Annotated in this window: 15 protein-coding genes; 14 read left to right on the forward strand and 1 reads right to left on the reverse strand. The window is 40.3% G+C overall.

Features of this window, described 5'->3' with window-relative positions; all coding sequences use genetic code 11:
- Positions 1-127: 127 nt before the first annotated feature.
- The 5 genes from T426_RS0117565 to T426_RS24180 all read left to right on the forward strand — a co-directional run bounded on the left by T426_RS0117565 (position 128) and on the right by T426_RS24180 (position 8641).
- Entirely contained in the window at positions 128-1543 is a 1416-nt protein-coding gene (locus T426_RS0117565; protein WP_027586051.1) for a hypothetical protein, read from the forward strand.
- Positions 1544-2162: 619 nt separating this feature from the next.
- Positions 2163-4274 carry a hypothetical protein gene (locus T426_RS0117570; RefSeq protein ID WP_027586052.1) on the forward strand — a complete coding sequence of 704 codons (2112 nt, stop codon included), beginning with the start codon at positions 2163-2165 and terminating at the stop codon, positions 4272-4274.
- A gap of 55 nt (positions 4275-4329) precedes the next feature.
- Positions 4330-5886: a DUF5060 domain-containing protein gene (locus T426_RS0117575; protein WP_025864913.1), complete on the forward strand. Its 1557-nt coding sequence runs from the start codon at positions 4330-4332 to the stop codon at positions 5884-5886.
- Positions 5887-5929: 43 nt separating this feature from the next.
- Positions 5930-7582, forward strand: coding sequence for a glycoside hydrolase family 43 protein (locus T426_RS0117580; protein ID WP_025864912.1), 1653 nt, complete (start codon positions 5930-5932; stop codon positions 7580-7582).
- 189 nt (positions 7583-7771) lie between these two features.
- The gene (locus T426_RS24180) at positions 7772-8641 is read left to right on the forward strand and encodes a DUF4350 domain-containing protein (protein ID WP_025864911.1); all 870 of its coding nucleotides are present in this window, start codon (positions 7772-7774) and stop codon (positions 8639-8641) included.
- Between the two features lie 287 nt (positions 8642-8928).
- Here the strand turns inward: T426_RS24180 and T426_RS0117595 are convergent, their stop codons facing one another.
- Positions 8929-10323 (reverse strand): glycoside hydrolase family 140 protein, encoded by a 1395-nt coding sequence (locus T426_RS0117595; protein ID WP_027586053.1) that lies wholly within the window; start codon positions 10321-10323, stop codon positions 8929-8931.
- A 253-nt stretch (positions 10324-10576) separates the two neighbouring features.
- Here T426_RS0117595 and T426_RS24185 point away from each other — a divergent pair, with 253 nt between their 5' ends.
- The 9 genes from T426_RS24185 (at position 10577) to T426_RS0117655 (ending at position 26259) form a co-directional block, all read left to right on the forward strand.
- The gene (locus T426_RS24185) at positions 10577-11338 is read left to right on the forward strand and encodes a DeoR/GlpR family DNA-binding transcription regulator (protein WP_025864910.1); all 762 of its coding nucleotides are present in this window, start codon (positions 10577-10579) and stop codon (positions 11336-11338) included.
- Between the two features lie 1597 nt (positions 11339-12935).
- Positions 12936-16217, forward strand: a complete 3282-nt coding sequence (locus tag T426_RS0117620) for a SusC/RagA family TonB-linked outer membrane protein (RefSeq protein ID WP_199898621.1) — start codon at positions 12936-12938, stop codon at positions 16215-16217.
- A gap of 39 nt (positions 16218-16256) precedes the next feature.
- Positions 16257-18122, forward strand: coding sequence for a RagB/SusD family nutrient uptake outer membrane protein (locus T426_RS0117625; protein ID WP_025864906.1), 1866 nt, complete (start codon positions 16257-16259; stop codon positions 18120-18122).
- An 18-nt stretch (positions 18123-18140) separates the two neighbouring features.
- Complete coding sequence (locus tag T426_RS0117630; RefSeq protein WP_025864905.1) at positions 18141-19826, forward strand: DUF4957 domain-containing protein; 1686 nt, start codon at positions 18141-18143, stop codon at positions 19824-19826.
- A 333-nt stretch (positions 19827-20159) separates the two neighbouring features.
- Positions 20160-20921: a DeoR/GlpR family DNA-binding transcription regulator gene (locus T426_RS0117635; protein WP_025864904.1), complete on the forward strand. Its 762-nt coding sequence runs from the start codon at positions 20160-20162 to the stop codon at positions 20919-20921.
- Positions 20922-21261: 340 nt separating this feature from the next.
- The gene (glpK, locus tag T426_RS0117640; protein WP_025864903.1) at positions 21262-22758 is read left to right on the forward strand and encodes a glycerol kinase GlpK; all 1497 of its coding nucleotides are present in this window, start codon (positions 21262-21264) and stop codon (positions 22756-22758) included.
- Positions 22759-22795: 37 nt separating this feature from the next.
- Positions 22796-24211, forward strand: a complete 1416-nt coding sequence (locus tag T426_RS0117645) for an L-fucose/L-arabinose isomerase family protein (protein ID WP_025864902.1) — start codon at positions 22796-22798, stop codon at positions 24209-24211.
- A gap of 186 nt (positions 24212-24397) precedes the next feature.
- A complete protein-coding gene (locus tag T426_RS0117650; RefSeq protein WP_025864901.1) occupies positions 24398-25309 on the forward strand; it encodes a transketolase in 912 nt (303 codons plus the stop codon).
- Positions 25310-25332: 23 nt separating this feature from the next.
- Positions 25333-26259 carry a transketolase family protein gene (locus tag T426_RS0117655; protein ID WP_199898620.1) on the forward strand — a complete coding sequence of 309 codons (927 nt, stop codon included), beginning with the start codon at positions 25333-25335 and terminating at the stop codon, positions 26257-26259.
- Positions 26260-26342: the final 83 nt, after the last annotated feature.

Consider the following 26342-nt stretch of genomic DNA (forward strand, 5'->3'; position numbering starts at 1 on the left):
GGAAAGAATTTCAGATTGTTTCCAGATTGTTTCCCATTTTATTTCAGATTCGGGTAGTTTCTTTGGTTATAAGAAATTGATAAATGAAATAATTGAGAATAGGCATAATACTAAAATTTAGATTGCTATGAGAAAAAAGATTCTTTCACTATTCGTATTTTTTTTATTATCCGTTACTGCTACATGGGCCCAGCAACTGGCTTTCCCAACTGCTGAAGGCTATGGGAAATATACCGTTGGAGGACGCGGCGGTAAAGTATATGAAGTGACAAATTTGAATGATAACGGCCCCGGTAGCCTTCGTGCGGCGGTTGAAGCGTCAGGTCCCAGAACTGTTGTGTTTAGGGTTTCAGGGACCATAATACTGAACAAGGCTTTACGGATTAGAAATCCCTACATTACCATTGCCGGACAAACAGCGCCTGGAGATGGTATTTGTTTGAGAAGATACCCGTTAATGATTAGTGCCGATCAGGTGATTATCAGGTACCTGCGAGTAAGGCTTGGCGACGAATCGGGTCGTGCTGATGATGCAGTATCCAGTAGGTTTGTGAAACACCTTATCGTTGATCATGTATCGGCAAGCTGGAGTGAGGACGAAGTCATGTCGATTTATCATTGTGATAGTATCACTGTTCAATGGTGTATTATTTCAGAAGCCCTATTCGACTCAAACCATCCTGACGACGCCAATACCAGTGTAGATGCGCCTCACGGGTTTGGAGGTATATGGGGATCAAACTATGGTAGCTATCATCACAATCTTATTGCTGATAATGCGAGCCGTAATATCAGAATGGCATCGGGTTCAGGTTACACCGATTACCGAAATAACGTGATATACAACTGGGGGTACAACACCTGCTATGGTGGGGAAAACCAGCAGGTAGGTGATTCCAGATTTTCATTTTCAAAGTTTAACATCGTAAATAACTATTACAAACCGGGTCCTGCAACTGAGCCTGGAGAGAGAGCCTATCGAATTATCAATCCTTCTTTTCGCAATAATACCTCTGATTTCGGGAAATGGTATGTTGCTGGTAACGTCATTGAAGGGAATAATAAAGTGACAACAGATAACTGGGATGGTGGCGTACAACCTAAAGGAGGTAAAGCTAATCTCAATTTAGTTAAACTTGAAAAAGCATGGTCATCCATGCCGATTAATCAGCAATCGGCTAAGGGAACCTTTAATTTAGTGCTTCAAAATGCAGGTGCTACTTTACCCAAAAGAGACCCTGTTGATACTCGAATAGTCAATGATGCCAGAGGAGGGTATGCTACCTATGAAGGCAAAGCATATATAAAGTTTAAAAGAGTAGCCGATAAATCAAAGAAGACCGGAATGATCGACTCTCAAAACGATGTGGGCGGTTGGCCATTACTTAAAAGTACTACCGCCCCAACAGATACCGACCATGATGGTATGCCTGATCAATGGGAGCTGAAACATGGCCTTAATCCCAATAATCCTGTAGATGGAAATAAAGTTGGGAAAGATGGTTACACCATGCTGGAGAACTACTTGAACAGCATTCATTAAGAACTGAGGAAACGATTCAATGGAGACTTCCCCTTTTGGGGAATGTTTCCATTTTTAATAAGTAATCAATGAGCGTCTTTAAAAGCTGGATTGAAAAGACTTTCATATTTGTACTTATACCGGGAGGACAATTCTAATCAAGGTAAAAGGAAATTCTGTTGGCAATAAAAAAAAGCTTCGTGTGGAACGAACGAATGTGACATGGCTTAAGCTGGTAAGTTTGAATGTAAAGGAATGACGGAATGGTCGATCTGGAGAAGTAATTGATTGCCGTTGAGATGTATATATGCTCTTCTATTTAGAAAAGCAGGGTGAAGGACAACCTAACGATTTTGATTGATATGAATGGGAATCCGTTATGAGAGACAAAATTTAAAATTATACTCATGCAAGTATTAGTCTTGGGTGTATTTCAGTTGACTCTGGCACAGATTCCCAATAACAGTTATTGACAGGAAGCAACCGTTTATTTTTAAGTAGTTGCCCTATATTCGTAAAAGAAAAGAATTTTTGTGCTTTCGTTTATTTGTTATATTCTTTCCTTATTTTTGTTATTCTATAACAAGAAAAAACTATTACGATCAATTTATGAATGTAAACCAACTAAAATCTGATAATAATGAATTCAAACAAAATTAGTTTGATTTACCCCAGGGCTGGGAATGGCATCTTGAAACAAGGGGTCACTACCCTGATTTTTATACTATTTATTGGGGTATTCTCCGGGCAAGCTTCTAATCCGCTGAAAGGTACACCTGAGGCGCAGACGTTGTTGAAGGAATTCCCTTTCCTGGGAAAACTTTTGACGACAGAAAATCCCTGGGAAATGCAGCCGGAGGCGCTTGCAGGAAAAGTGTTCGACCGGATGCCGAAAATAGCACAAGGTGATGAAGCATACCCTCTTTTGTTTAGCGATCGTCGTGAGGAAAACGGATGGCCCGGCGAGAAAATATTCGGACAATATGCTTATGAATCTGAATACTATACTTTTGATCGGGAATATCCCGTCATGAAGCTCCACGTTGGTCGTCCGCTCTTGTTTGGTGTGCAGCATGGACGAGTGGAGGCCCTTGCAATGGAAAAAAAACTAACACCAACGTTTCCGTTTCTTGACCCAAAAGTGATACCTCCGTTTTTACAAAAATTGGACAGCATTGTCTACCTATTGGCTCCGTATGGCGCAAGACGGTTACCAAGTGATTTTTACCTCGCTTCGCGTTATTTGCTGCCCAATGACGTTCTAATGACAGTGACCAATTTGACCGGTTCAACCAATGGAACCCCTTATGTCGAAATTGAATTGAGGCCTTGGGGTCCGGTTGAGAAATTTGCAGATAGTCAAACGCTTGCTTTCCCCGGAGCTGAGGGCGCTGGTCGTTATTCGAGGGGTGGACGAGGCGGTAAAGTCTTCGTGGTAACTTCATTGGATGATTATTTGCCAAATGGCCGTCCCGGTAGACCGGAAGGTACCTATGGACAGGCAAGTGAATATGCCACAACACTAGGCAAAGGAAAATGGATCCCTTATGTTGATGCTTTGGGAAATAAACATCCCGGGGAAGGGCGTCCACTATTGCCGGGATTCCCAGCACTACCGCCAGAAAAATTGATTCATGGCACGTTGCGTGAGGCTGTTGAAGCAAAAGGACCGCGCTACATTGTTTTTGCTGTTTCAGGAACCATCAGGTTAAAAGCACCACTTGACATTAAGAATCCTTATATTACCATAGCCGGGCAAACAGCTCCAGGTGATGGTATTCAAATCAGAAATTTTGGAATTCGCGTAAATACACACGATGTTATTCTTAGATACCTCCGTATTCGCGTCGGTGATATTAAGGGGCCTGGTAATCTTAAACGCCTATTAGGAGAACAAACCCATGCACTTGATTTAAACGGAATGAACATTATTGCGGACCATTGCGACATTGCTTATGCCTGCGACCAGGTTTTCAACACGTATGGCCAGCATAGGCGGGAAGCTACTACCCTCCAGTGGTCATATATCTATGGGGCACCAACAGCTTCAACCCATGAGAAAGGGAATCATTCCATGATTTCCGTAGGCGTTGGCTGGGGTTGGGTTTCCTCGCATCATAATCTTTTGGCGCATGGACGTGTGCGCAATCCGCGCATAGACATGCTCACCTACGATTTCAGAAACAATGTCATCTACAATTTTGTGGGCACGGGCTATGGCTCATCAAACGATTATCTGCGTCTGAATTATGTTGGCAATACGCTTAAAAAAGGCCCCGATTCAAAAGGTAACCCGAAATATGCCTGGAGCGAAAACACGAAATATGCACAATGGTATGGCAGAGATAACAAGCTGCCGGCTGATTTTAAAAGCGTTTTCGGCAAATCGGATGTAGCGGTTATCAGTGCGCCTATTCCTTCGATTCCTGTGGTTACCCAACCTGCAGAAGAAGCATATCGATTGGTGCTTGAAAAAGGTGGCGCGACCAAGCCGGTCAGGGACACCATCACTTCGTATGTGGCACAGACGGTCAAAAATGGCACCGGGTTTATCCCTGGAACTCCAGCTGACTGGCCGGAAGGCGGTTTTGCAACGTACCCCAAAGTGAAAGCTCCGGTCGACACAAATAAAAATGGCATTCCCGACAAATGGGAAATCAGTCATGGACTAGACCTGAAAAAGACAAAAGCAACGGGGCACGATTTGGATCCGAAATATGATAACATTGAAGTTTATATGAATTCCATTTAAACTTTTCGAAAAAGAGACAAGAGAAAAGAACTCATTTTCGTCAAAAATAAAATCGATGAAAAGAAAATTAGTAAGTATAATTTTATTGTTGATTCCAGTACTGGTATTTTCGCAATCGCCAAAGAAATCCGTTGAAAAGTGGGGAGTTTACGAGGTGACATTGAAAGGTCCAAGTACCGGGAATCCATTTGTCGGCCTAGAACTTAGCGCCGTATTTACAAATGGTAAAGAGACTTTTGAACCCGATGGATTTTACGATGGTAACGGCATCTTTAAAATCCGGTTTATGCCAGATAAAGAAGGGACTTGGACATACGTAACGCATAGCAACAATGACAAACTCAATGGCATCAAAGGCTCTTTTTTCTGTACGCCGCCATCTGACAATGATCATGGCCCGGTAAAGGTATCGGATACCTATAATTTCTCGTATGCAGATGGAACTCGTTTCATTCCGTTTGGGACGACCATTTATGAATGGTGCTTCTCTCCGGATTCGATTAGAAAGGAGACCATTGCTACCATGAAACATTCTCCTTTTAATAAGGCCAGGATGTTGGTACTTCCTCCCTTCAATAAAAGATATTTAAAAGGTCCCTATAAGCTGGATATTTTTCCGTTTGAAGGTACACCTCCCAAAAACTGGAATTATGCACGGTTTAATCCTGCCTTTTTTCAGCGGATAGAAAATGGTATTAAGCAATTGAATGAGATTGGCGTACAGGCTGATGTCATCCTGTTGAATCCATATGATGGAGGATGGGGATTTGAAAATGTAGATTTAGCTACGGATAAACGATTGATCAAGTATTGTGTGGCGCGGTTTGCCGCTTATCGTAATGTCTGGTGGAGTCTGTCCAACGAAAACAGTTTTATTGAAAGTCTGACGGATAAAGACTGGGATCAATTGTTTAAGCTGGTTCAACGTAAGGATCCCTATCATCATCTTCGTTCCATACATAATGGAGATAGGATTTATCATTACACGGAGCCGTGGGTTACACATGTGAGCCTTCAGAATTACAATGCTTCAAAAGAACCTGGTGTGGTACCACTGCTAAGAGATATCTATAGAAAACCCATCATCTTAGACGAAATCAATTATGAAGGTAACATAAACAGTAGATGGGGACAACTGACCGGTCAGCAGATGACGCATCGTTTTTGGACGACCTATGTAGGTGGAGGATATGCGACCCATGGCGAATCATATAAAACCAGCCGATGGATTTCAAATGGTGGTGGACTAATTGGAACGAGTCCGGCCAGAATTGCTTTCCTGAAAAAGATTGTTGATGCAGCTCCTGCCCTAAACCCTATAGATCAGGCCTATATTCTCAATCTGGCAGGTGAGCCCGGAAACTATTATCTGAAATATTTCGGAAAACAGGCTCCAAAACAATGGAAGTTTGAATTACCTCATAAAAACCTGAAAGACGGTATGCGATTCAAAGTAGAAATTATTGATACCTGGAATATGACCATCACTCAGGTGAATAAAATATTTGAGGTTAAAAAATTAGACAACTATTATTTCATCGATAAGGAGAACCGTTCGGTAAAATTACCGGGGAAACCATATATGGCGCTTCGGATTACACGAATTGAATAGCTGGAAATTGAAATAACAATAGACCACAGTTTAAATGTCAATCATGAAAAGAAGAAATAAAGTATATCTCCTGGGGTTGTTGCTCGTAGTCGGCACTATGGGCCATGCAGTTGCCCAGAAACTTACGGAAAGCCTTCCTGTATCAAAAGTGTGGGTAGCTGACAATGGCGATGGAACGTATAAAAACCCTGTTCTGCATGCCGATTATTCCGATCCCGACGCCATCCGGGTAGGCAATGATTACTATATGACAGCTTCCTCGTTCAATTGTATTCCCGGTCTTCCCATTCTGCACTCAAAAGACCTGGTCAACTGGGATTTGATAGGCTATGCGCTACACAAACAACCTCCATTCGATGTGTACGACAAACCACAGCATGGCAATGGCGTTTGGGCTCCGTGTATTCGTTACCACGATGGAGAATATTACATCTTTTATCCCGACCCAGATTATGGAATCTACATGGTCAAAGCTGAAAATCCGGAAGGTCCATGGTCGGATCCTTTGTTAGTAAAAGCTGGAAAAGGACTGATTGACCCGTCTCCCCTCTGGGACGACGATGGGAATGCTTACCTGGTTCATGCCTTCGCCGGAAGTCGGGCCGGAGTAAAAAGTTTACTAATGGTCAGTCGCATGAAGCCCGACGGCACCGGACTAATTGGGAATGATGTAGTGGTTTACGATGGTCATAAAGATGACCCGACAGTGGAAGGGCCCAAATTTTACAAGCGCCACGGTTATTACTACATATTTGCTCCGGCAGGTGGCGTATCAACTGGTTGGCAGATTGTATTGCGGTCAAAAAATGTATTTGGCCCCTATGAAAGAAAAGTGGTGATGAAACAAGGCTCAACAAATATAAACGGGCCGCATCAGGGGGCTTGGGTGGATACTCCTGGTGGTCAGAATTGGTTTCTTCATTTCCAGGAAAAAGAGGCCTATGGTCGTGATGTTTTGCTGGAACCAATGGCATGGAAAAATGATTGGCCTGTTATTGGTGTTGATAAAAATGGCAATGGAATCGGCGAACCGGTTCTGACCTGGAAAAAACCTGACGTTGGCCGCACGTATCCGATTGTAACGCCTCCTGAGAGTGACGAATTCAATGACCCAACATTGGGTTTGCAATGGCAATGGCATGCCAATCCGAAAATTACCTGGGGTTTTCCTTCCGGAAGACTGGGCTTTTACCGATTAAACTGTATTCCTAAACCGGATGGGTTTGTGAATCTCTGGTCGGTTCCCAATCTGCTACTTCAGAAATTTCCCGCTGAAGCATTTATGGTGACCGCCAAATTAACCTTCCATAACCATTTCGATGGCGAAGAAGTTGGATTGGTGATCATGGGCGAAGATTATCAGTACATCAAACTCGAGCAAGAAAATAATCAACTGGTCGTAAAAACCTTAACCTGCCATAATGCCCCGAAAGGCAATCCGGAAAAAGAAATTTTCCAGCAGAAATTTAGCGGTAATACCATCTACTTCCGGGTCAAGGTACAGAAAGGAGCAATTTGCAGCTTTAGCTACAGTGCCGACAATAAAAAATTCATCACGGCAGGCGAAAATTTCCATGCCGTTCCGGGACGTTGGATTGGCGCTAAAGTGGGTTTTTTCGCCTTGCGTAGCGGAAAAATAAACGATGCCGGAAACGCCGATATCGATTGGTTCCGGGTTGAGAAAATAGAAAAATAGCATAGTGAACAGGAAAAGCACGGTTGAAATAAAGTAGTCATAAAATGAATAAAATCAACGGGTTAAACGATGATGGGGATGCGTGCACTGTGGATGATTTAACCGATAATGTCAGTAATCCCGGGGCGGCTCCCTGTTTTGGGGCATAAATACCAGGTATTATTTGAATAATAACTAATACATAATTCTATGAATTTCAAAATCTTAGTTTTTCTAGTGACCATGGTTTTGATGGGGAATTCCGAGAAAAAGGATGTTACTCAACTTTATACCATTGGAGATTCGACGATGGCCACACAGGCTTCGAGTAAATTACCAATAGGATTGGCCAAGCATGAGGATGCACAGCGTCCTGTTGTTGGTTTGGATAATTGGTTCAATCACGAACGTAATAAGGCAGGTCAGATTTATCATTACACCTGGACCGATACGTTGAATAGTGGTTTCTCACAATTGGGAGATGTGTTCAAAGCAAAAGGCGCCATTCTTAAAACCATTGCACAGGCCCCGATACCGGCAGTATTGGGTGACTTAGATGTTTATATCATTGTCGATCCGGATACGACCAGTGAGAATCCACATCCGAATTACATTACCGGGCCTGATATTTCTTCCATTAAAAACTGGGTAAGTAAGGGGGGCGTTCTGCTCTTGCTGGCTAACGACGGCCCCAACTGCGAATTCACTCACTTAAATCAACTGGCCGGAACGTTTGGATTCCACTTTGTGCCCATAACACTTAATCCGGTGACAAATCATCAATGGGAAATGGGTGCCGAAACCAACCTGCCGAATCACTCATTATTCAAAGGAGTCAAGAAAATTTATCTGAAAGAGGTGTCTCCAATTTTGCTAAGTAAAAATGCCAAACCCATTCTGAAAGACGGCAAGAATATATTGATGGCTGAAACTACTTATGGAAAAGGCAAAGTACTGGCGATCGGCGATCCATGGTTGTATAACGAATACATCGGTAACAGTCGTTTACCAAAGTCATTCGAAAATATGAAAGCCGCACATAATCTGGTTGATTATTTGTTGAGTGAGACAAAACCGTAGAATAAAGGCTGATTTATGGTATTTGGCTTTGCTAAAAGAAGAGCATCAGCCTGAAAATATGAACAGAAGAAAATTGTAAAAAAAAGTACTATTCTAAAAACGGTACAAATGAAAAAGGGGCTGTCCAAAAAAATAAATGGACAGCCCCTTTTCAAGTCCATCTTCTTTGATGGCGGACTTTTATTTTTCCATGTTCAGGATTGAAAACTGGATTACTAACTGAATCAGCTCCTGTTTATCATGTCCAAAGTGGTTTTTCTGAGTTTCCTGGCAACGTATTCAAAAAATTACTTTACTGTGTCCAAAATCAGCACCCAGTCGTTTCCATCCCTCGCTTCACCCGGAGGATTGAATTCATGCACTCCTACATTGGGAAACTGACCAATCTTCGTAGTTTGTCCGTTCCGTGGGCTATACCAGCTTGCTATGACTTGCTTTCCTTCAATTTTGCCCATGTTCACGGCAATGTTCCTGCCATTGTAAGTATAGATAAATGCATAATCCTTACCGCGGGTAGCAATTTGGTAATTGTATTTTTCACCTTGCGTACTGCTATTCACCAGCGTTGTATCTGGAACACGTTCAAAATACGGACGCGATAGCATCAGTTTTTTCAGGTATTGTATTTGTCCGGCCCCCGGATCGTTAATGGCTTCGGTCCAGTATTCTTTTGCACCGTAGGCCGGTTCTTTGTCCTTGGGATTGTAAAACTGCATCACAGCATTGTCTCCATAAGTGTGTCCGCATGCTCCGGCAAATACAGCCCAGTAAGCATAGCGGCGGGCATCAGAGGCGTTCCAGTAAGGTTGGGTAGTGTCGTGCAGTCCCTGCGGAATTCCTTCATACGAAGGTTCTCCATCAAGGGTGGGTTTGGTTGGTTTTAAGTTGAAATCAGTTTGAACATAGCGCCAGTTATCTTCGCCATAATCCAGTTTTGTATCGTCCTGATCGTACCTGCGATGCCCCGACTGGAACATATTAAAGTCAAGCCATTTTTTGTTGTGAAACCACATCGAAGACTGTGTTCGCCCTCGTGGGTGAAATGTGATCAGATGGTTTGGATCATTCTGTTTTAAAGTCTCACCAATCGTATTCCACACAGCCAGGGAGTCGCTTCCTGGTATATCACCACCATTGACCCAGATCACATTGGGAACATTTTTATACCGGTTTGCCAGAAACTCAGCGTAAGCTTTACCCTGTTTCACATCCACATATCCGGCTTTGACGTTCCCGCCCCAAATCGGTACCATCGCAATGTAAATTCCTCGTTTACCGGCTTCATTGATTACATAATCCACATTATCCCAATAGTCATATTCATTGGGATTGTCGAAAGAGTTCCCTTTTGTTACCAGTGGGTGAGTCACATCACGATTCACCAGGGCTGAATCACCATACATGTTTTTAGCAGAAACACTGTGCAATACCATTACCTGGATAACATTGAAGCCTTTCTGTGCCCGGTTGTCCAGATAATGAAGGACTTCCTGCCTGTTTAATTTGGTGAACAACAACCAGCCGGTATCGCCCTGCCAGAAAAACGGATTTCCTTCAGAATCCATCAAAAAGTGTCCATTCTTTGACACTTTTAACCAATCCTTCTTTTGAGGTTTGCTCTCCTTTTTTGTACAGGCAAAAAGTAAACATACTGAACACAGGAGAATCAATAGCTTTTTCATAGGTCATTGATAATTAATAATGCGATAATGCTTAGGTGAAAGATTTCTTGCACATTTGCATCAATTTTTAAGGAGTAATCAGTGTTTAAAGATATGTACATCTTTTTTAACCGATTCAATTTTGAATGATTTTATTTTTCGTTTTGCATCGAATTGGCCTTGTGTTATTTTTGTTTTTGGAAAATAAAGTAAGTCACAACAAGGGTATAGAAGTTAATTGTTTTAAAAGAATGTGTAACCGACACACAAAATAATGCTACCACAACAACGAAGGGGAAAAATCCTGGACCTAATCAGAGAAGACGGGCATGCCAAGGTCGTGCAGCTTAGTGAGATATTTAAAGTTACCGAAGTCACCATCCGACAGGATCTCGAGAAACTTGAGAAAGACGGTTTTGTAGAACGGGAGCATGGTGGGGCATACCTCAAAAATGTTGGATTGAATGTAAAGAACATTGCTTTACACAACCAGGAGCGTATTGCAGAAAAAGCGGCGATTGCCAGAAAGGCACTGGAACTGATTAACGATGGGGATACCATTATTCTGGATTCGGGTTCAACAACCACAGAAATCGCAAAGTTGATTACCGGCTTTAAGAGTTTGACGGTCATTACCGACTCCTTGAATATCGCCCTGATACTTGGAGGGATTCCTGAGATTAATCTGGTGGTAACCGGTGGTGAGTTTAAAGCACCGACTTTATCATTGACAGGGCAAAAAGCGGCAGATTCTTTCGACGGCCTGCATGTTGATAAGCTTTTCCTGGCCACTGCCGGAATCACATTGAAAGCAGGCCTCACCTATCCCAGTATCAGCGACCTTGTTGTGAAGCGTGCCATGATTGAGTCAGCCAATGAAGTTTACCTTGTTGCGGACTCCAGTAAGATTGGGAAAAGCGCCTTTGCCAGCCTTGGTGCCCTTTCTTTAATTGATTTCCTGATTACTGATTCAAAGATCCGAGGGGCAGACAGTAAAATGCTTCAAGACAATGAGGTTGAGATTATTGTTGCATAATCTTTGGGAAGTGGCTGCCCAAAAGGTTTTTTCTTATTCTGGTGGGAATAACAAAAAATCTTTCGTCGAATATATTCACTATTTTTTTCATTTTCAATAGGTTCCTCTGTGATTTGTTCGTCTGGGAATGCGACTGTTTATAAACAGGGATGACAATAGAATTGCTTCCGTAATTGTCAATTTAGTTTTCCTTTTACTTTTTAAAAGTCTGTATTCTAAAAGAATGAAAGATCAGGAAGGTTCCACCAATTTGGGCTCACTGAATCTGAAAATCGTGTTGGAGAATGTTGACATGATTGGTCCACCAACCTGAGTCGGTTGAATGCCTCCAGTGGGAGGCGAAATGAGTCAATTGACTGATTTGTGTCAGGTTACTTCAAGCACAAAACAAGCTCCGGATTTATCGATAATACGGACAAAGAGGCAACTTTAGCTGAACCGTCTTCTCTCAAAAGTTCCAATATTTTTTCGCGCCGTTGATTTTGCAGTAAATTTTTAAGTTTCATCCTCTTCCTTTTTTTTGTTGGTCGGAGTCATTTACCTGTTTTCATATGATTAAATTTTAAGTTCTCAAAGGCATCATGTGGAACTCGCACGATTACAGTTTGTTGCGTTTGAGTCAAAATGGTTGTCATGTTCGTTTCATTAGTTGATTGCTTAACTTAAAAATTTTCGAAATAAAAATATTTTCCAGGGGTGATTGTTCATTAGGTCAGGTGATTACGAGTTTATTAGGTTAAGTGAGTTAACAGAACGCAAAAGTTAATATTCAAAAAAAAATATTTGCTTAAACGAAGCAGCAACTATTTGATGTTTTTTTATTTGTCTTACTGATATATTGACGTGTAACCTTTTTTTAAAAATTCTACTACTGATGTCAATATGCAGATATAGAGCCAGTAAGGCTGTGTTTTGATAACCGATAATGCATGATGTTAATCAACTTGATGTGTGTTAAATCTACATTAGATTTTGCACATCTACGAATAAAAACGAAAGCAATTAACGTTAAGGTAAAATAAAAATGATTTTTATTTGTTAATGTCTGTTTCTTTTTTACATTTGAAGCCGAAATGATTATCGAAAATCTTCGAAAAGGTTTTTATTAGTTTTGAAAATGATGAAATACTGAGAACTGATGAACATGAAGTATTGGAAAATACTATTGCATTTAAAGATGTTTGAAATCGCATATGTCAAATATAGTTCAGTATTGCTTTTTGATTCTGGGTGCGCTTTTGCACTACAGCCATCGGCCATAGTATCAATATCTGTTTTCTGAAAAATTTAATGAACTAAACGAAACTAAAACTATGAAGCGGACGAGGCAAAATCTGAAAAATTTAAATCGAATAATACTTCCGTCAATAGTTCTTCTGTTGGCAATTATGCTCTTCATACTTTTAAATATAATTCTTTAACATAAAAAATAGGGAGTAAAAAATGGAATAGCTGGAAAAAGTAAATACAATAAAGCCATTACAAAATAAAAACTAAAATGATGAATGTAACAGTTCAAAATTATTAATTCAAACTTAATCCAATAATTATGATTCCATGTCTAAGCAAAACGTCTAAAATTCCCAATCGGATAATCTTGGTCTTACTAGTTGGAATTTTTACGCTATTTAGTGTGAAGGCATTTGCACAAAGTAAAACGATTAAAGGTACAGTGACTGATGGGACAAGTGGAGAATCTTTACCAGGAGTCACAATTGTGGTTAAAGGAACCACAACCGGTACAATAACCGATTCAAAGGGGAATTTTACATTAAGTGTACCAAGTCCTGATGTTACATTGGTGTTCTCTTATATCGGTTATGCTAAGCAGACAATTCCTTTGAAAAACAGGTCAACTATTAACGTTAAAATGCAGAAGGACGTTAGTCAGTTAGATGAGGTGAAGGTAGTTGCCGTTGGATATGGAACAGTTAAACGGGAAAATCTAACAGGTTCTGTTGCCTCGATATCGTCAAGGGCCTTAGCTAAGGTACCCGTTACAAACGTATCAGAAGCTTTAGCAGGTAGACTTCCTGGTGTAAGGGTTCAAACCATGGATGGTGCTCCGGGCTCTGATGTCATTATTCGTGTAAGGGGTGGAGGTTCTATTTCGCAAGACAATGCTCCTTTGTATGTGGTTGATGGTTTTCCTGTTGATAATTTGAATGATATTGCTCCGGCAGACATTCAGAGTATTGATGTTTTAAAAGATGCCGCTACTACTGCTATATATGGTTCTCGCGCATCAAATGGTGTTATACTGATTACAACTAAAAAAGCAAAAGCGGGTAAAACTACTGTTAGTTTTGATAGTCATATACAGTTAAATACGTTCCCGAAAGAAAGGAAATACAAGGTTTTATCTCCATATGACTTTGTACAAATGCAATATGAAACAGCTGCAATGAATAATACGCTTGATCAATTCACCAAAGACTTTGGTGTTTATGATGATTTGGAGTTGTATAAAAATGTTGCGCCGTTAGACAAGCAGAACGATTTATTTGGGAATAACACTTATTCTAAGTATTATAATCTTAGCGTCACGGGTGGTACTGCTGTTACTAAAATGATGTTTAGTTACACGGGAAACAGAGACGATGGTCTTATGGTAGGTTCTGGCCTAAATAGAGATGCTTTTGTTTTTAAGTTAAATCATAAGCTTTCTGAGAAGATTAAGCTTGATTTAGGTGCCAGGGTAACCAATAGAGTGGTAAATGGCGCCGGAACCTCTGGTTCATCGCAATTAAGAGTGTCTCGTATCGTTACCGCACAACCAACAAATGGTTTAGCTGACCAGATGATTATTGACCCAAATGCTGTTGATCAATCTTATTACAACCAGTTTTTATTGGATCAGTTAAATGCAGCTGAATATGCAAAACAAGATTACAGAAAAAGATCTGATATGAGCTATGTTTTTAATGGCGCGTTGACTTATAACATATTAGATAATTTAACTGCTAAATCAGCCTTTACAATAGAAAATAGAACTTACGAAAATAAAAGGTACTATGGGCCTTTAACAGGTGTTGCTCAAGTAAACGGAGGATTGCCAGTTGGTTTAAAACAGGATCAACAATCCCGTTCCTATAAACTTACAAATACTTTGTATTATAATTTTAAAAATCTTGGCGAACACCAATTAAATGTATTGTTGGGTCAGGAAGTAAGTTCTTATAGTAGCAAAGAACAGGATGTACAGGCTGGTGGTTTTAGATACTCTATGACTCCGGATGAGCTATTTGCAAATATGCAGTTAGGCCAAACTCAATATACATCACAGGGTACGAGTGAGGCTGCCAATTCAGATATGCTTTCCTTTTTTAGTAGGCTCAATTATACGTTCAAAGACAAATATTTATTTACGGCAACCTTACGTCGTGATGCATCTAGTAAATTTGCAAAAAATAACAGAGTAGGATATTTCCCGGCTTTTTCGGCTGGTTGGAAAATTTCCAGTGAACCTTTTTTAATGGGGTCGAAAGCTGTTAATGAGTTAAAATTAAGACTTAGCTACGGAACCACTGGTAATGATCGAATTCCATCAAATGCAACCAATTTATTGTTTGCTCCAAATTCACCTACCGATACCAGGGGACCCGGTTTTAACAATAATCAATCCGCGTCCTATTATTTTATGTATTCGCCAGGCGGTGTGTTATATAATCCTGAATTAAAATGGGAAACAACCGTTGGTAAAAATATTGGATTAGATTTTGGATTCTTTAAAAATAGAATAAACGGTAGTTTAGATGTTTATAGTAATCAAACGAAAGATCTGTTGATTAAAGCACAAATAGCGCCTATTTCAGGGTTTAACTATCAATGGAAAAATATTGGCAATACATCAAATAAAGGTGCTGAATTGGGTTTGAATTTCAGAGTTGTAGATAAAAAGGATTTTTCAATATCAATAAATGCAAATGTTGGAGTTAACCGGTTCAAGATTGATAAACTCGATGGTACACAATCTCTGGCTACGGCCTCAAATTGGGCCAGTACAGATTTAAAAGAAAATTTGGATTACCTGGCCGAAGTTGGAAGCGAAATTGGACTAATTGTAGGTTATGTGAGTGATGGATTTTATACTGTCGACGATTTTTCAAGCTATGATGCAGCAACTGGTCAATATATATTAAAACCTACAGATGCTAATGGCAATCCGCTTGTAGATGATACACCGCTGTTAAAAATTAGTCAGCTTAGGCCTGGTACTATAAAAATAAAAGACTTAAATGGCGACGGCGTAATCAATGCTGATGACCGTCGGGTAATTGGACATGCTTTGCCAAAAGCTACCGGGGGTTTTGGTTTAACCGGTAATTATAAAAGATTTGATTTTTCAGCCTTTTTTAACTGGTCTTATGGTAATGATGAGTACAATACCGGTAAAATTGCATTTAATATGTTGTATAGCAGCAATGGCGGGCGTTATCAAAATATGCTGGCTACAATGGATCCTTCAAAAAGATTTACATACGTTGATACAGAAGGCAAATATGGCCCTGCCGGTGCAGTGATTACCGATTTGGCTACGTTAGGAAAAATGAATGCAGGAAAAACAATTTGGAGTGGTAATATGTCATTTGCCGGAAGAACACCGGTACTTACTGACTGGGCTGTTGAAGATGGTTCTTATATTAGGTTTAGTAACCTAAATATTGGATATACCGTGCCAGTGGAAAATTCTTTAATTTCAAGATTGCGCATTTATTTCAGTGCAAACAACTTATATCTTTGGACTAAATATTCTGGTTATGATCCTGATGCAAATGGGTCCAGAAGTGATGGTTATAAAGCGTTAACGCCTGGTGTAGATTACTCTACTTATCCAAAAAGCAGAAGCTTTAATTGTGGAGTAAATGTAACTTTCTAATTCAAAGAAGATATAAAATAAATTATAAAAATATTTATTATGAAGCAAGTTATAAATCTTATAATCATAATAATAGCGGTAATTTTTACTGGCTGTAAAAAGGATTTTCTAGATCCGGTTTCACTTTCAACATTTGATAAGACGCTGGTTTTTTCTAATATTGATGATGCCAGAAAAGCAACAAATAATGTTTATAGACAATTTGGTGAAGATGGATATAGAACCCGACTCTCTATAACCATGCAAGGTAACTCCGATATTAGTGTTGGAGGTGATAGAACCTCTTCGAAGGATAACTACCAAATTCTTGCATTAGATGCCGTAGCAGGTAACGGAGATTTAAAGAAAGCCTGGCAATCAGCTTATGCTGCAATAAAAGACTGTAATGTTGTAATTGACGGTATTTTGGCGAGTGATCTTTACAACTCAACAACTGATGAAGCCGCTAGTGCTGATATGCATCAATTTATAGGTGAAGCCTATGCGATTAGAGCATTTTGGTATAGTAACCTGGTATATCAGTGGGGTGATGTTCCTTTTACAACAGCAGCGCCTAAAGCAGGTATGGATTTTAACCTTCCTAAAACGGATAGAAACCTGATTCTATCTTCTATGATCAAAGACTTAATCAAGGCAGAACCTACCATGAAATGGGCAGATGAGCTACCACACTCAGTACAACAAGTCAACAGAGAGTTTGTTATTGGTTTGATTGCCAGGCTGTCATTGCAACGTGCCGGATATTATTTAAAACCAGATATGACTAAAGCGCGTGGTGATTCTGTAACAGAGTATTATACAATTGCCAGAGATTATTGCGAAAAATTAATGACTTTAAAAGACAGGACTTTACCAAGAGATTTTGCACAAGTATTTAAAAATGAGTGTCAAAATATCTACCCAAGTAATAGTGATATGTTATTTGAAATTCCTTTCGCGCTTACGACAGGCGAAGTTGGGTATAATATTGGTATGAGACTTGAGTCAGGTGATAATAACCCCTATGGAAGAGGTGGTCACGATTTCAGCTTGACACCCAATTATTTCTATTCGTTTGATGCGAAAGATTTAAGGAGAGATGTTACCTGTGGTATGTATGATCTGGATAAAAATTTAGTCCCTTCTGTTGTGCGTATTACTGATATTCCACAAGGGAAATGGAGTAAAGAATATTGTGACCCATCGTTAGGTACAGCTTCTTTTAAAGGAACCGGCATCAACTGGGTTGTTATGAGATATGCAGATGTACTATTAATGTTTGCGGAAGCCGAAAATGAATTAAACGGGCCCGACGAAGCGGCACAAAATGCTTTAAAAAGAGTACGGGAGAGAGCTTTTGATTCAGGTGATTGGGCTACCAAAGTGGATGATTATGTAAATTCAGTATCTGCTAGCAAAGAGTCTTTCTTTAATGCTATTGTTAATGAAAGAGCCTGGGAATTTGGTGGCGAATTATTACGAAAGTATGACCTAATTAGATGGGGATTATATTCGCAAAAAATGACACAGGCAGTTGATGAAATTAAAGCTTTAGCTGATGAATCTTTAACTGATAATCCATCAGCCAAACATGCATCTTATATCTATTATCGGGTTGATAATAAGAAAATAACTATTTTTAAAGATGGTTTATACAATAATGGCGCAGTGCCTCCTGGTTATATCCCAAGTACTGGCGCAGATTTAGATGGCAATACTTTGCCGCTCGTTAATGGGTGGGTTAGAGCCGATTGGACCAGTAGTTTGTGGGATAGTGGTACAAATGACTATAATGCTATCATAGACAAGCGATTTGGACCTTATATTGAATCTTCACCTGTAAGGTATATTCAACCCATTCCAGCGATCGCTATCGATAATAGTGGTGGTGTTCTGGCAAACGATGGTTACGGATTTCAAAATTAATCTCTAAAAATCAGACAAATGAAGAAAAATATAATTCATACTATTAGCATTCAAACAATTTTGTTTTTATGTGTAGTAACGGTGATGGTTTCTTCTTGTACAAAGGATGAACCGATATATGAACAAACCCGGTTATTCAGACCTGTTTTAAATCAACCATTGTCTGCTCAGGGTAATGCGATAGTCGTTAACATGGGTAATTTAAGTAAAGCCTCAAGTTATACGATAGAATTGAGTAGAGATACCTTCAATACTGTTGAGTATTCAGTTCAGGTAGACTCAAATTATGTAGTACTTAATCAAGATGTCCTTGGCGATGAGCTCTTGTGGAATACGCTCTATCAGGTGAGAGCCAAAGCGGATGCGTCAGATTCTATATATGATAGTAAATTTTCAGATTTAGGTTCTGTGCGAACAGAACGTTTCCCAACCATTTTAAAGGTTCCTAATTTAAATATAGATGTTACTGATGTTGAAGCAAGATTAAGATGGAGTGTTGAAGGGCTTCCGGTAACTGGCATCAAGGTTTTTGCGCCAGATGATATAAAGCTGACAAATCCATTATTGCCCGAATTTGCCGTTGCCGATAGCGGACAAACAAGTGGGGAATGGATTATTAATGGACTTCAACCTGCAACAACATACCAAATAGCTATTTATAGTGGAGCCACCCTTAGAGGTTGGGTTAAATATACAACGAAAGCAGCCGATGTTGATCCAAATGCTCCCGGAGTAATTGACCTTACTCAAAGTACGGACCCTGATGCGCTTGTAAATGCATATGCAACTGCCAGTGATGGTGACATTATTTTACTGAAATTTGGTGCTTCTTATAATCCAATTACCACTTTTGATAAGTCAGTAACCATTCAAGGCGAATTAGGAATTGGCCAGGACAAAGCAAGGATTATCGTTAATAGTAGTGCAAACTGGCCGGAAGGTTCAAATATCGATCACATACGTTTTAAGAACTTATACTTGTTATCAAATAATAATGGTGGTTATGTATTGTACCCAGGCAATAACAACACTACTGTAAATGAAATTACTTTTGATGATTGTTATATCTATAATCTTAGAGGTGTTTTAAAAAGCAAGGGGGATTATGATATCATCAATAATTTTAATATAAATAATTGTTATGTAGATTGGATTGGTGGTTATGGCGTTGCCTACACTGATGGCAAAACCGGCCAGATGATAAAGAATATCAATTATACAAACAGTACGTTTAATCATTGTGAATTTCTATTTTATGTAAGAAATTCAGTTGAGAATGTACTTGTTGACGGTTGTACCATTGTAAACCAAAATAATGGTATTTTTAGACTTAGGAATGATGGTGTTGATGTAACAAATAGCTGGACAATATCCAATTGTATTTTCGGCCATGCTAATAAAGGCGTAACTGAGGTAGATTTTCTTAATGGAACTTCAAATGCTGCAATAACGGCTACTAATAATTATATCGTAACTGATTTCGTTTGGCATGATGATTCTGAAGTTCCTGCTGGTTTAGTTGTTGGAAACGCAGGTTGCACTCAAGCAGATTTATGGGCAAATCCTGATGCCGGTAATGATTATGTAGAGCCTACAGATGCTGAACCTCTTGGAAATGGATTCCAAGGTGATTTTACGATTGTAAACACCGTTTTCCCTGGGAGATATGATACTGGAGACCCGAGATGGCGTATGAAATTGTAAGCTATCCACATTGAGTTAGTTTATTGTTTTGTAATGCTAAAGAATACCTGAAGTCCGCCACTGAAATGGTGGTGGACTTCAGGTTTTAACGTTCAGATTTTGGAAGCCATCATTGATTCAGAAATTTTCTTTATCGAAAAATGGTAACTACACAAGTACTGGTGGGAGTTTAAACAGATGATCGAAAACAACCTGTTATGGTTCCGGGGTATTCAGGGAGAATCAATCTGGGGACTGGGTATGTAAGCTGACACACAATTAAAATAAAGTAAGTTACAATAGGGGTAAAGAAGTTAATTCTTTTAAAAGAGAGTGTAACCTATACACAAAATAATGCTACCACAACAACGACGGGAGAAGATACTGGATCTAATCAGAGAAGACGGGCAAGCCAAGGTCATGCAGCTTAGTGAGATATTTAACGTCACTGAAGTCACCATTCGACAGGATCTCGAAAAACTGGAGAAAGACGGTTTTGTAGAGCGGGAGCATGGTGGGGCATACCTCAAAAATATTGGATTGAATGTAAAGAACATTGCTTTACACAAACAGGAGCGTATTGCAGAAAAAGCGGCGATTGCCAGAAAGGCACTGGAACTGATTAACGATGGGGATACCATTATTCTGGATTCTGGTTCAACAACCACCGAAATCGCAAAGTTGATTACCGGCTTTAAGAGTTTGACGGTTATTACCGACTCCCTGAACATCGCCCTGATACTCGGAGGTATTCCTGAGATTAATCTGGTGGTAACCGGTGGAGAGTTTAAAGCACCTACGCTTTCAGTAACCGGTCAAAAAGCAGCCGATTTTTTTGTTGGACTTCATGTGGACAAGCTTTTCCTGGCCACTGCCGGAATCACATTGAAATCTGGTCTTACTTATCCCAGTATCAGCGACCTTGTTGTGAAGCGTGCCATGATTGAGTCAGCCAATGAAGTTTACCTGGTTGCGGACTCCAGTAAAGTGGGGAAAAGTGCATTTGCCAGCCTGGGAGCCCTTTCTTTAATTGATTTTTTGATAACTGACTCGAATATAAGTGAGGCAGACATTAATATTCTTAAGAGTAATGATATTAAGATTGTTGTTGCATGACACACAACCACAGCGCGGGAACGAATTTTTGCGCTAGTCTTGTGTTCGTTGGCTTAGGAATTTGAAATGCTCCTTCCACAATTTTCTTGATTGGACGCTAAATATTGATGTTTGTTTGCTGTTTGGCTGTAAAGGATTAACTATTTCTTGATTATATCGTATTGAAAACGATACAAATAGTGGTCCACTATTTACTTCTTTTTTTTTGCGAGTCTTTTGTTTGATTTATTATTATTTTCTTTTTATATTTCGAAATATTTCTTTTGCCTTATAGAAGAAAGATATGTTCTTGTATTACGGAAATAATCAATAATGGGAAAACTTAATTGATGTTATTAAAATGAATGGTTCTCAGCAATATATTCTAGCAATCGACCAAAGTACATTTGCTACTAAGGCAATCGTTTTTAACAAAAAAGGAAAAGTAGGGTACAGAACTACGGTTGGTCATGAGCAATATTACCCTCAACCCGGTTTTGTGGAACATGATCCGGTTGAGATTTTCGAAAATACAATGATGGCCATGCATCATGTGCTTGAAGAAAAAAAGATCAGTATTGATGACATTGCTGCTATTTCCCTGACCAATCAGAGAGAAACGGTGATGGTATGGGACAAAAATACAGGGAAGCCGGTCTACAACGCCATGGTCTGGCAATGTCAGCGCGGTGCACCTTATTGTCACGAACTGAAAAGTAAGGGATATGATGAATTAATAAAAAGCAAGACTGGATTGCTGATTGATCCCTATTTTTCAGCAAGTAGTTTGCATTGGTTGATGCAAAATGTCGAGGGAGTAAAAGAACGAGCCGTAGCTGGTGATTTACTTCTGGGAACCATGGATACCTGGTTGCTTTGGAAGCTTACAGGGGGCAAGGTTCATGCGACTGACTATTCGAATGCATGCCGCACCATGCTGTTCAATATTCACACTTTGCAGTGGGATAGTGAATTAATCGACTTATTTGATCTTGAAAGAAATATGTTCCCGGAAGTTCGTTATAGTGATGAAATTTTTGGGTACAGTGATCCTGATGTGACTTTCGGAAAAGCATTACCGATTGCGGGACTGCTTGGGGATTCTCATGGTGCGTTGTTCGGACAAAACTGTTTCAGTCCTGGGATGGCTAAAGCAACCTATGGGACGGGTTCTTCTATTATGCTGAATATTGGAAACGAGTCGTTGGATGCGCCTGAGGGCTTGGTTACGTCTATAGGGTATGGCATGAACAATCAAATTCACTACGTATTTGAGGGAAATATTCATTGTACGGGTGATACAATTAATTGGTTGAAGAATGAAGTTCAGTTAATTAGTGACCCATCTGAAACAGAAGGATTGGCGAAGTCTGTCAATGATAATAATGGCGTGTATCTGGTCCCGGCATTCGTTGGACTGGGAGCGCCCTATTGGGACAATGAAGCACGTGCCTGCTTGTCGGGGATGCCCAGAAACACGACCAAAGCACATATTGTACGGGCTGCATTGGAGAGCATCGCTTACCAGGTTAATGATTTGATTCGTCTGATGGAGGAGAGAGGCGGCATTCAGTTGCAGGAGTTGCGGGTCGATGGTGGTCCAACCCATAACAATTTTCTGATGCAGTTTCAGTCTGACATGCTCAATCATGAAGTTGTTCGTTCGGATATAGAAGAGGTTTCAGCTCTTGGTGCTACCTATATGGCCGGGCTGGCAACCGGTTTTTGGAAGGACCTTCAGGAGATTGGATCTCTTCGTGATGTTGATCAGGTTTTTAGGCCTGCCATGATGGAAAAAGAAACTGAAAAACTCTATGCTGGCTGGCAAAAAGCTGTAGAGCGGGCTAGATTATCATAAGCAAATAAATTAGGTAAATCAATAAAAAGACAATACTATGAAACCGGGAAAGCAAACATTTGGCGTAATCATCGCCACACGAAACATTTTCAATTATAAATTAGCTGTTGAAGCTCGTAAGAAGGTATTAGCCAAGCTTGATAGTATGGGATTCGGTTATGTAATCCTGCCTGAGGATGAAACACCGACCGGTAACATTGAAGGGTATGCTGATGCCGTTAAGTGTGGTGCCTTTTTTAAGAAAAACAGTGACCTGATTGAAGGAATCATCGTGGTGTTACCTAACTTTGGAGATGAATTGGGAGTAGTCAACACAATCAAGCTATCTGGTTTGAATGTGCCTGTTTTGGTACAGGCCGTTGATGATGATAATGACAAAGTTGACGTAAAAAGCCGCCGTGACGCTTTCTGCGGAAAGCTTTCGGTGTGTAACAACTTCTATCAGTATGGCATCAAATTCACCGACACTACTTACCACACTTATAGTTTGGACAGTGCAGAGTTTACCAAAGATCTGATAAAATTTGCAAGTATCTGCCGCGTAGTGAAAGGACTGAGCAACTTAAGGGTTGGTGCTATTGGTACTCGTCCGATTGGGTTTCAGACTATGCGCTATAGTGAAAAATTGCTGCAGAAATACGGCATTACCATTGTTCCGGTTGATATGTCGGAAATTATCGCTGCTGCAGAGAAAATTGATAAAGACGATCCTGCCGTTCTTGAAAAAGCTGAATCCATACAATTGTATGGCGCTTGTGGAATAGCTTCGAAGGGTAAGGTAGCTCATCAGGCACGATTCGGATTGGCTGTTGAAAACTGGATTAATGAAAACAACATTGATATATCGGCCCTGCAATGTTGGGAATCCATTGAGAAGAATTTCGGTTGTGCTGCCTGTGTTACTATGAGTATGATGGGAGAGAAGCTTATGCCATCAGCTTGCGAAGTGGACGTGGCGGGCACCATTTCTATGTATGCTTTGGCACTGGCAGCTCAAACACCTTCAGCTATTCTTGACTGGAACAACAATTTTGCAGAGGATCGTGACAAAGTAGTAGCTACCCACTGTAGCAATTATCCGAAATCGTTCTTCCAGAGTGAGATTGAAATTGGAAGTCTTGATGTTCTGGGAACTGTTCTGGGGAGTGAAGATACTTTCGGCGCAGTGAAGGGGAAAGTTGCTGCTGGTGACATGACTTATTTCCGAATTTCCACCGATGATAACAAGGGAATCATCAAAACTTACCTTGGAGAAGGTAAAATGACTGACGATCCTTATGGAATGGACGGTGGTATCGCTGTTTGCGAAATCCCGAACCTGCAAAATCTGATGAAGTTTATGTGCAAAAATGGTTTTGAACACCATGTCGCTATGGTTCGCGGCCATGTGAGCGAAGTATTGGAAGAAGCTATTGGCAATTATTTAGGGTGGGATCTTTATAAACACGAGTAAAGAATTCAGATTATCATATAGTCAACCTTGTCCTTACCTGAGTCACTAGTGCTTTTAACCTGGATTGGCTCTTAATGGTATAAGTAATCAGTGATTTTTCATCAGGTATAATATCAGGGGAGAAGTCATTGGAAGCATTCTATATGTCCCTGTATGGGACATATAAATTTGTAAAACAATTTGAAAATGTATCGAGGAGAAACGATCCTGAGTGGAGGAATAAGAAAAGAAAATTCATTAGCTATGAGTCAATATACAGATTTGGAACTCCAGTTAAAATCGGTTAAATACCGAAAGGCTTTGCTTAAGTATATAAAGCTGGCAAACGCAGGGCATACTGGTGGAGATTTGTCTTGTACTGATATTCTTAATGTTCTTTACAACGATGTCTTGGGGGTTACTCCGGAAAATTTTGCAATAAGGCATCGTAATCGTTTTGTGCAGAGCAAAGGACATTCGGTAGAAGCTTTATATGTGGTGCTTGCTGATAAGGGGTTTTTCCCGGAAAGCGATTTGGAGACTATGTGTCAATATCAGTCCAAATATGTTGGTCATCCAACTCGTAAAGTGAAAGGGATTGAATTTAATACCGGTGCTTTGGGGCATGGATTATCGATTGCCGCAGGAATTGCATTGGCTGCAAAAATGGACAAAACAGAAAACTATGTTTTCACTTTACTGGGGGATGGTGAGCTAGCCGAAGGTTCTAATTATGAAGCTGCGATGATGGCCGCTCATTACAAACTGGATAACCTGGTGGCCATCCTTGATCATAATACCCTGCAAATCACTGGTAGAAATCGTGAAGTTTGTAGCCCTTATCCGATTGATGAAAAGTTCAAAGCTTTTGGTTGGGAGGTTGTTTCTGTTGACGGAAATAGTATTCCTGAGCTCAGAAAAGTATTTCATGAGTTGCCAGCAGAAAAATCGAAACCTACTCTGATCATTGCCAATACAGTAAAAGGAAAAGGTGTCAGCTATATGGAAGATGAAAAAAAATGGCATCACGGCGTTCCGTCTGATGAACAGTACAAGCAAGCGATGGATGAATTAGATGCACTAGAAAAAAAGCTTGTAAAACATTCAATTGTAAACTAAACATGACGATCAAAACACTGACAATGGGAAAGGCAAATCTGGAAGTGTTTGCTGCAACGCTAATGGAACTAGCGGATAAAGATTCCAATATTTTGGCAGCAACGAGCGATTCGCGTGGATCGGGCAAATTGGGTCCTTTTGGAGAGAAATTTCCAGAGCAAATTGTTGAAGTAGGTATTGCTGAACAAAATCTGGTAGGTGTTTCTGCAGGATTAGCTTCTGCCGGGAAAAACGTGTTTGCTGTATCGCCCGCTTGTTTTTTGAGTGCCAGGGCATTGGAGCAGGTTAAGAATGATGTGGCCTACTCCAATCAACCCGTAACACTGGTTGGAATTAGTGCCGGCGTGAGTTACGGAGCGTTGGGCACGACCCATCATTCGACACATGATGTTGCGGTATTTCGAGCTATACATAACATACAAGTCGTGGTTCCGGCTGATAATTATGAAGCTCGTGAGGCAGTTATTGCCGCTTCGAAATCGAAGGTACCTATTTTTCTGAAGTTCGGGAAAAAACCGATGCCTAACCTTCCGCGGTTGGAAAACACATTTGAGATAGGCAAGGCATCAACGATTTGTGAAGGTGGGGATGTTGCTTTTATTGCCTGTGGGGAAACTGTCGCCCTGGCTTATGAAGCGGCTCTGCTTTTGGAAAAAGAAGGAATACAAGCTGAAGTGATAAGTATGCATACCGTAAGTCCGCTTGACTCGGAAAAAGTTGTCGAAACTGCAAAAAAGTGTCGTGCAATTATTACCGTAGAGGAGCATAGTGTAAACGGGGGCTTAGGTGAAGCGTGTGCATCTATCTTAATGCAAGAGAAACTTTATGTTCCTTTTAAAATCGTAGGAATTCCCGACGAAGATACAGTTACAGGTTCGCAAACTGAAATACTGAATCACTATGGTATATCTGGAGACGGTTTATATCGTACTGCAAAGGGCCTTTTATAGGTGAGTTTGTTTTTAATTAGCTTTTGGTCAGCAGCTTGCTTTTTGTTGTAAAGAACCGGGCAAGAGCATATTTTCCACAGAGC

The organism is Prolixibacter bellariivorans ATCC BAA-1284, from assembly GCF_000621705.1.
Classification (GTDB): domain Bacteria; phylum Bacteroidota; class Bacteroidia; order Bacteroidales; family Prolixibacteraceae; genus Prolixibacter; species Prolixibacter bellariivorans.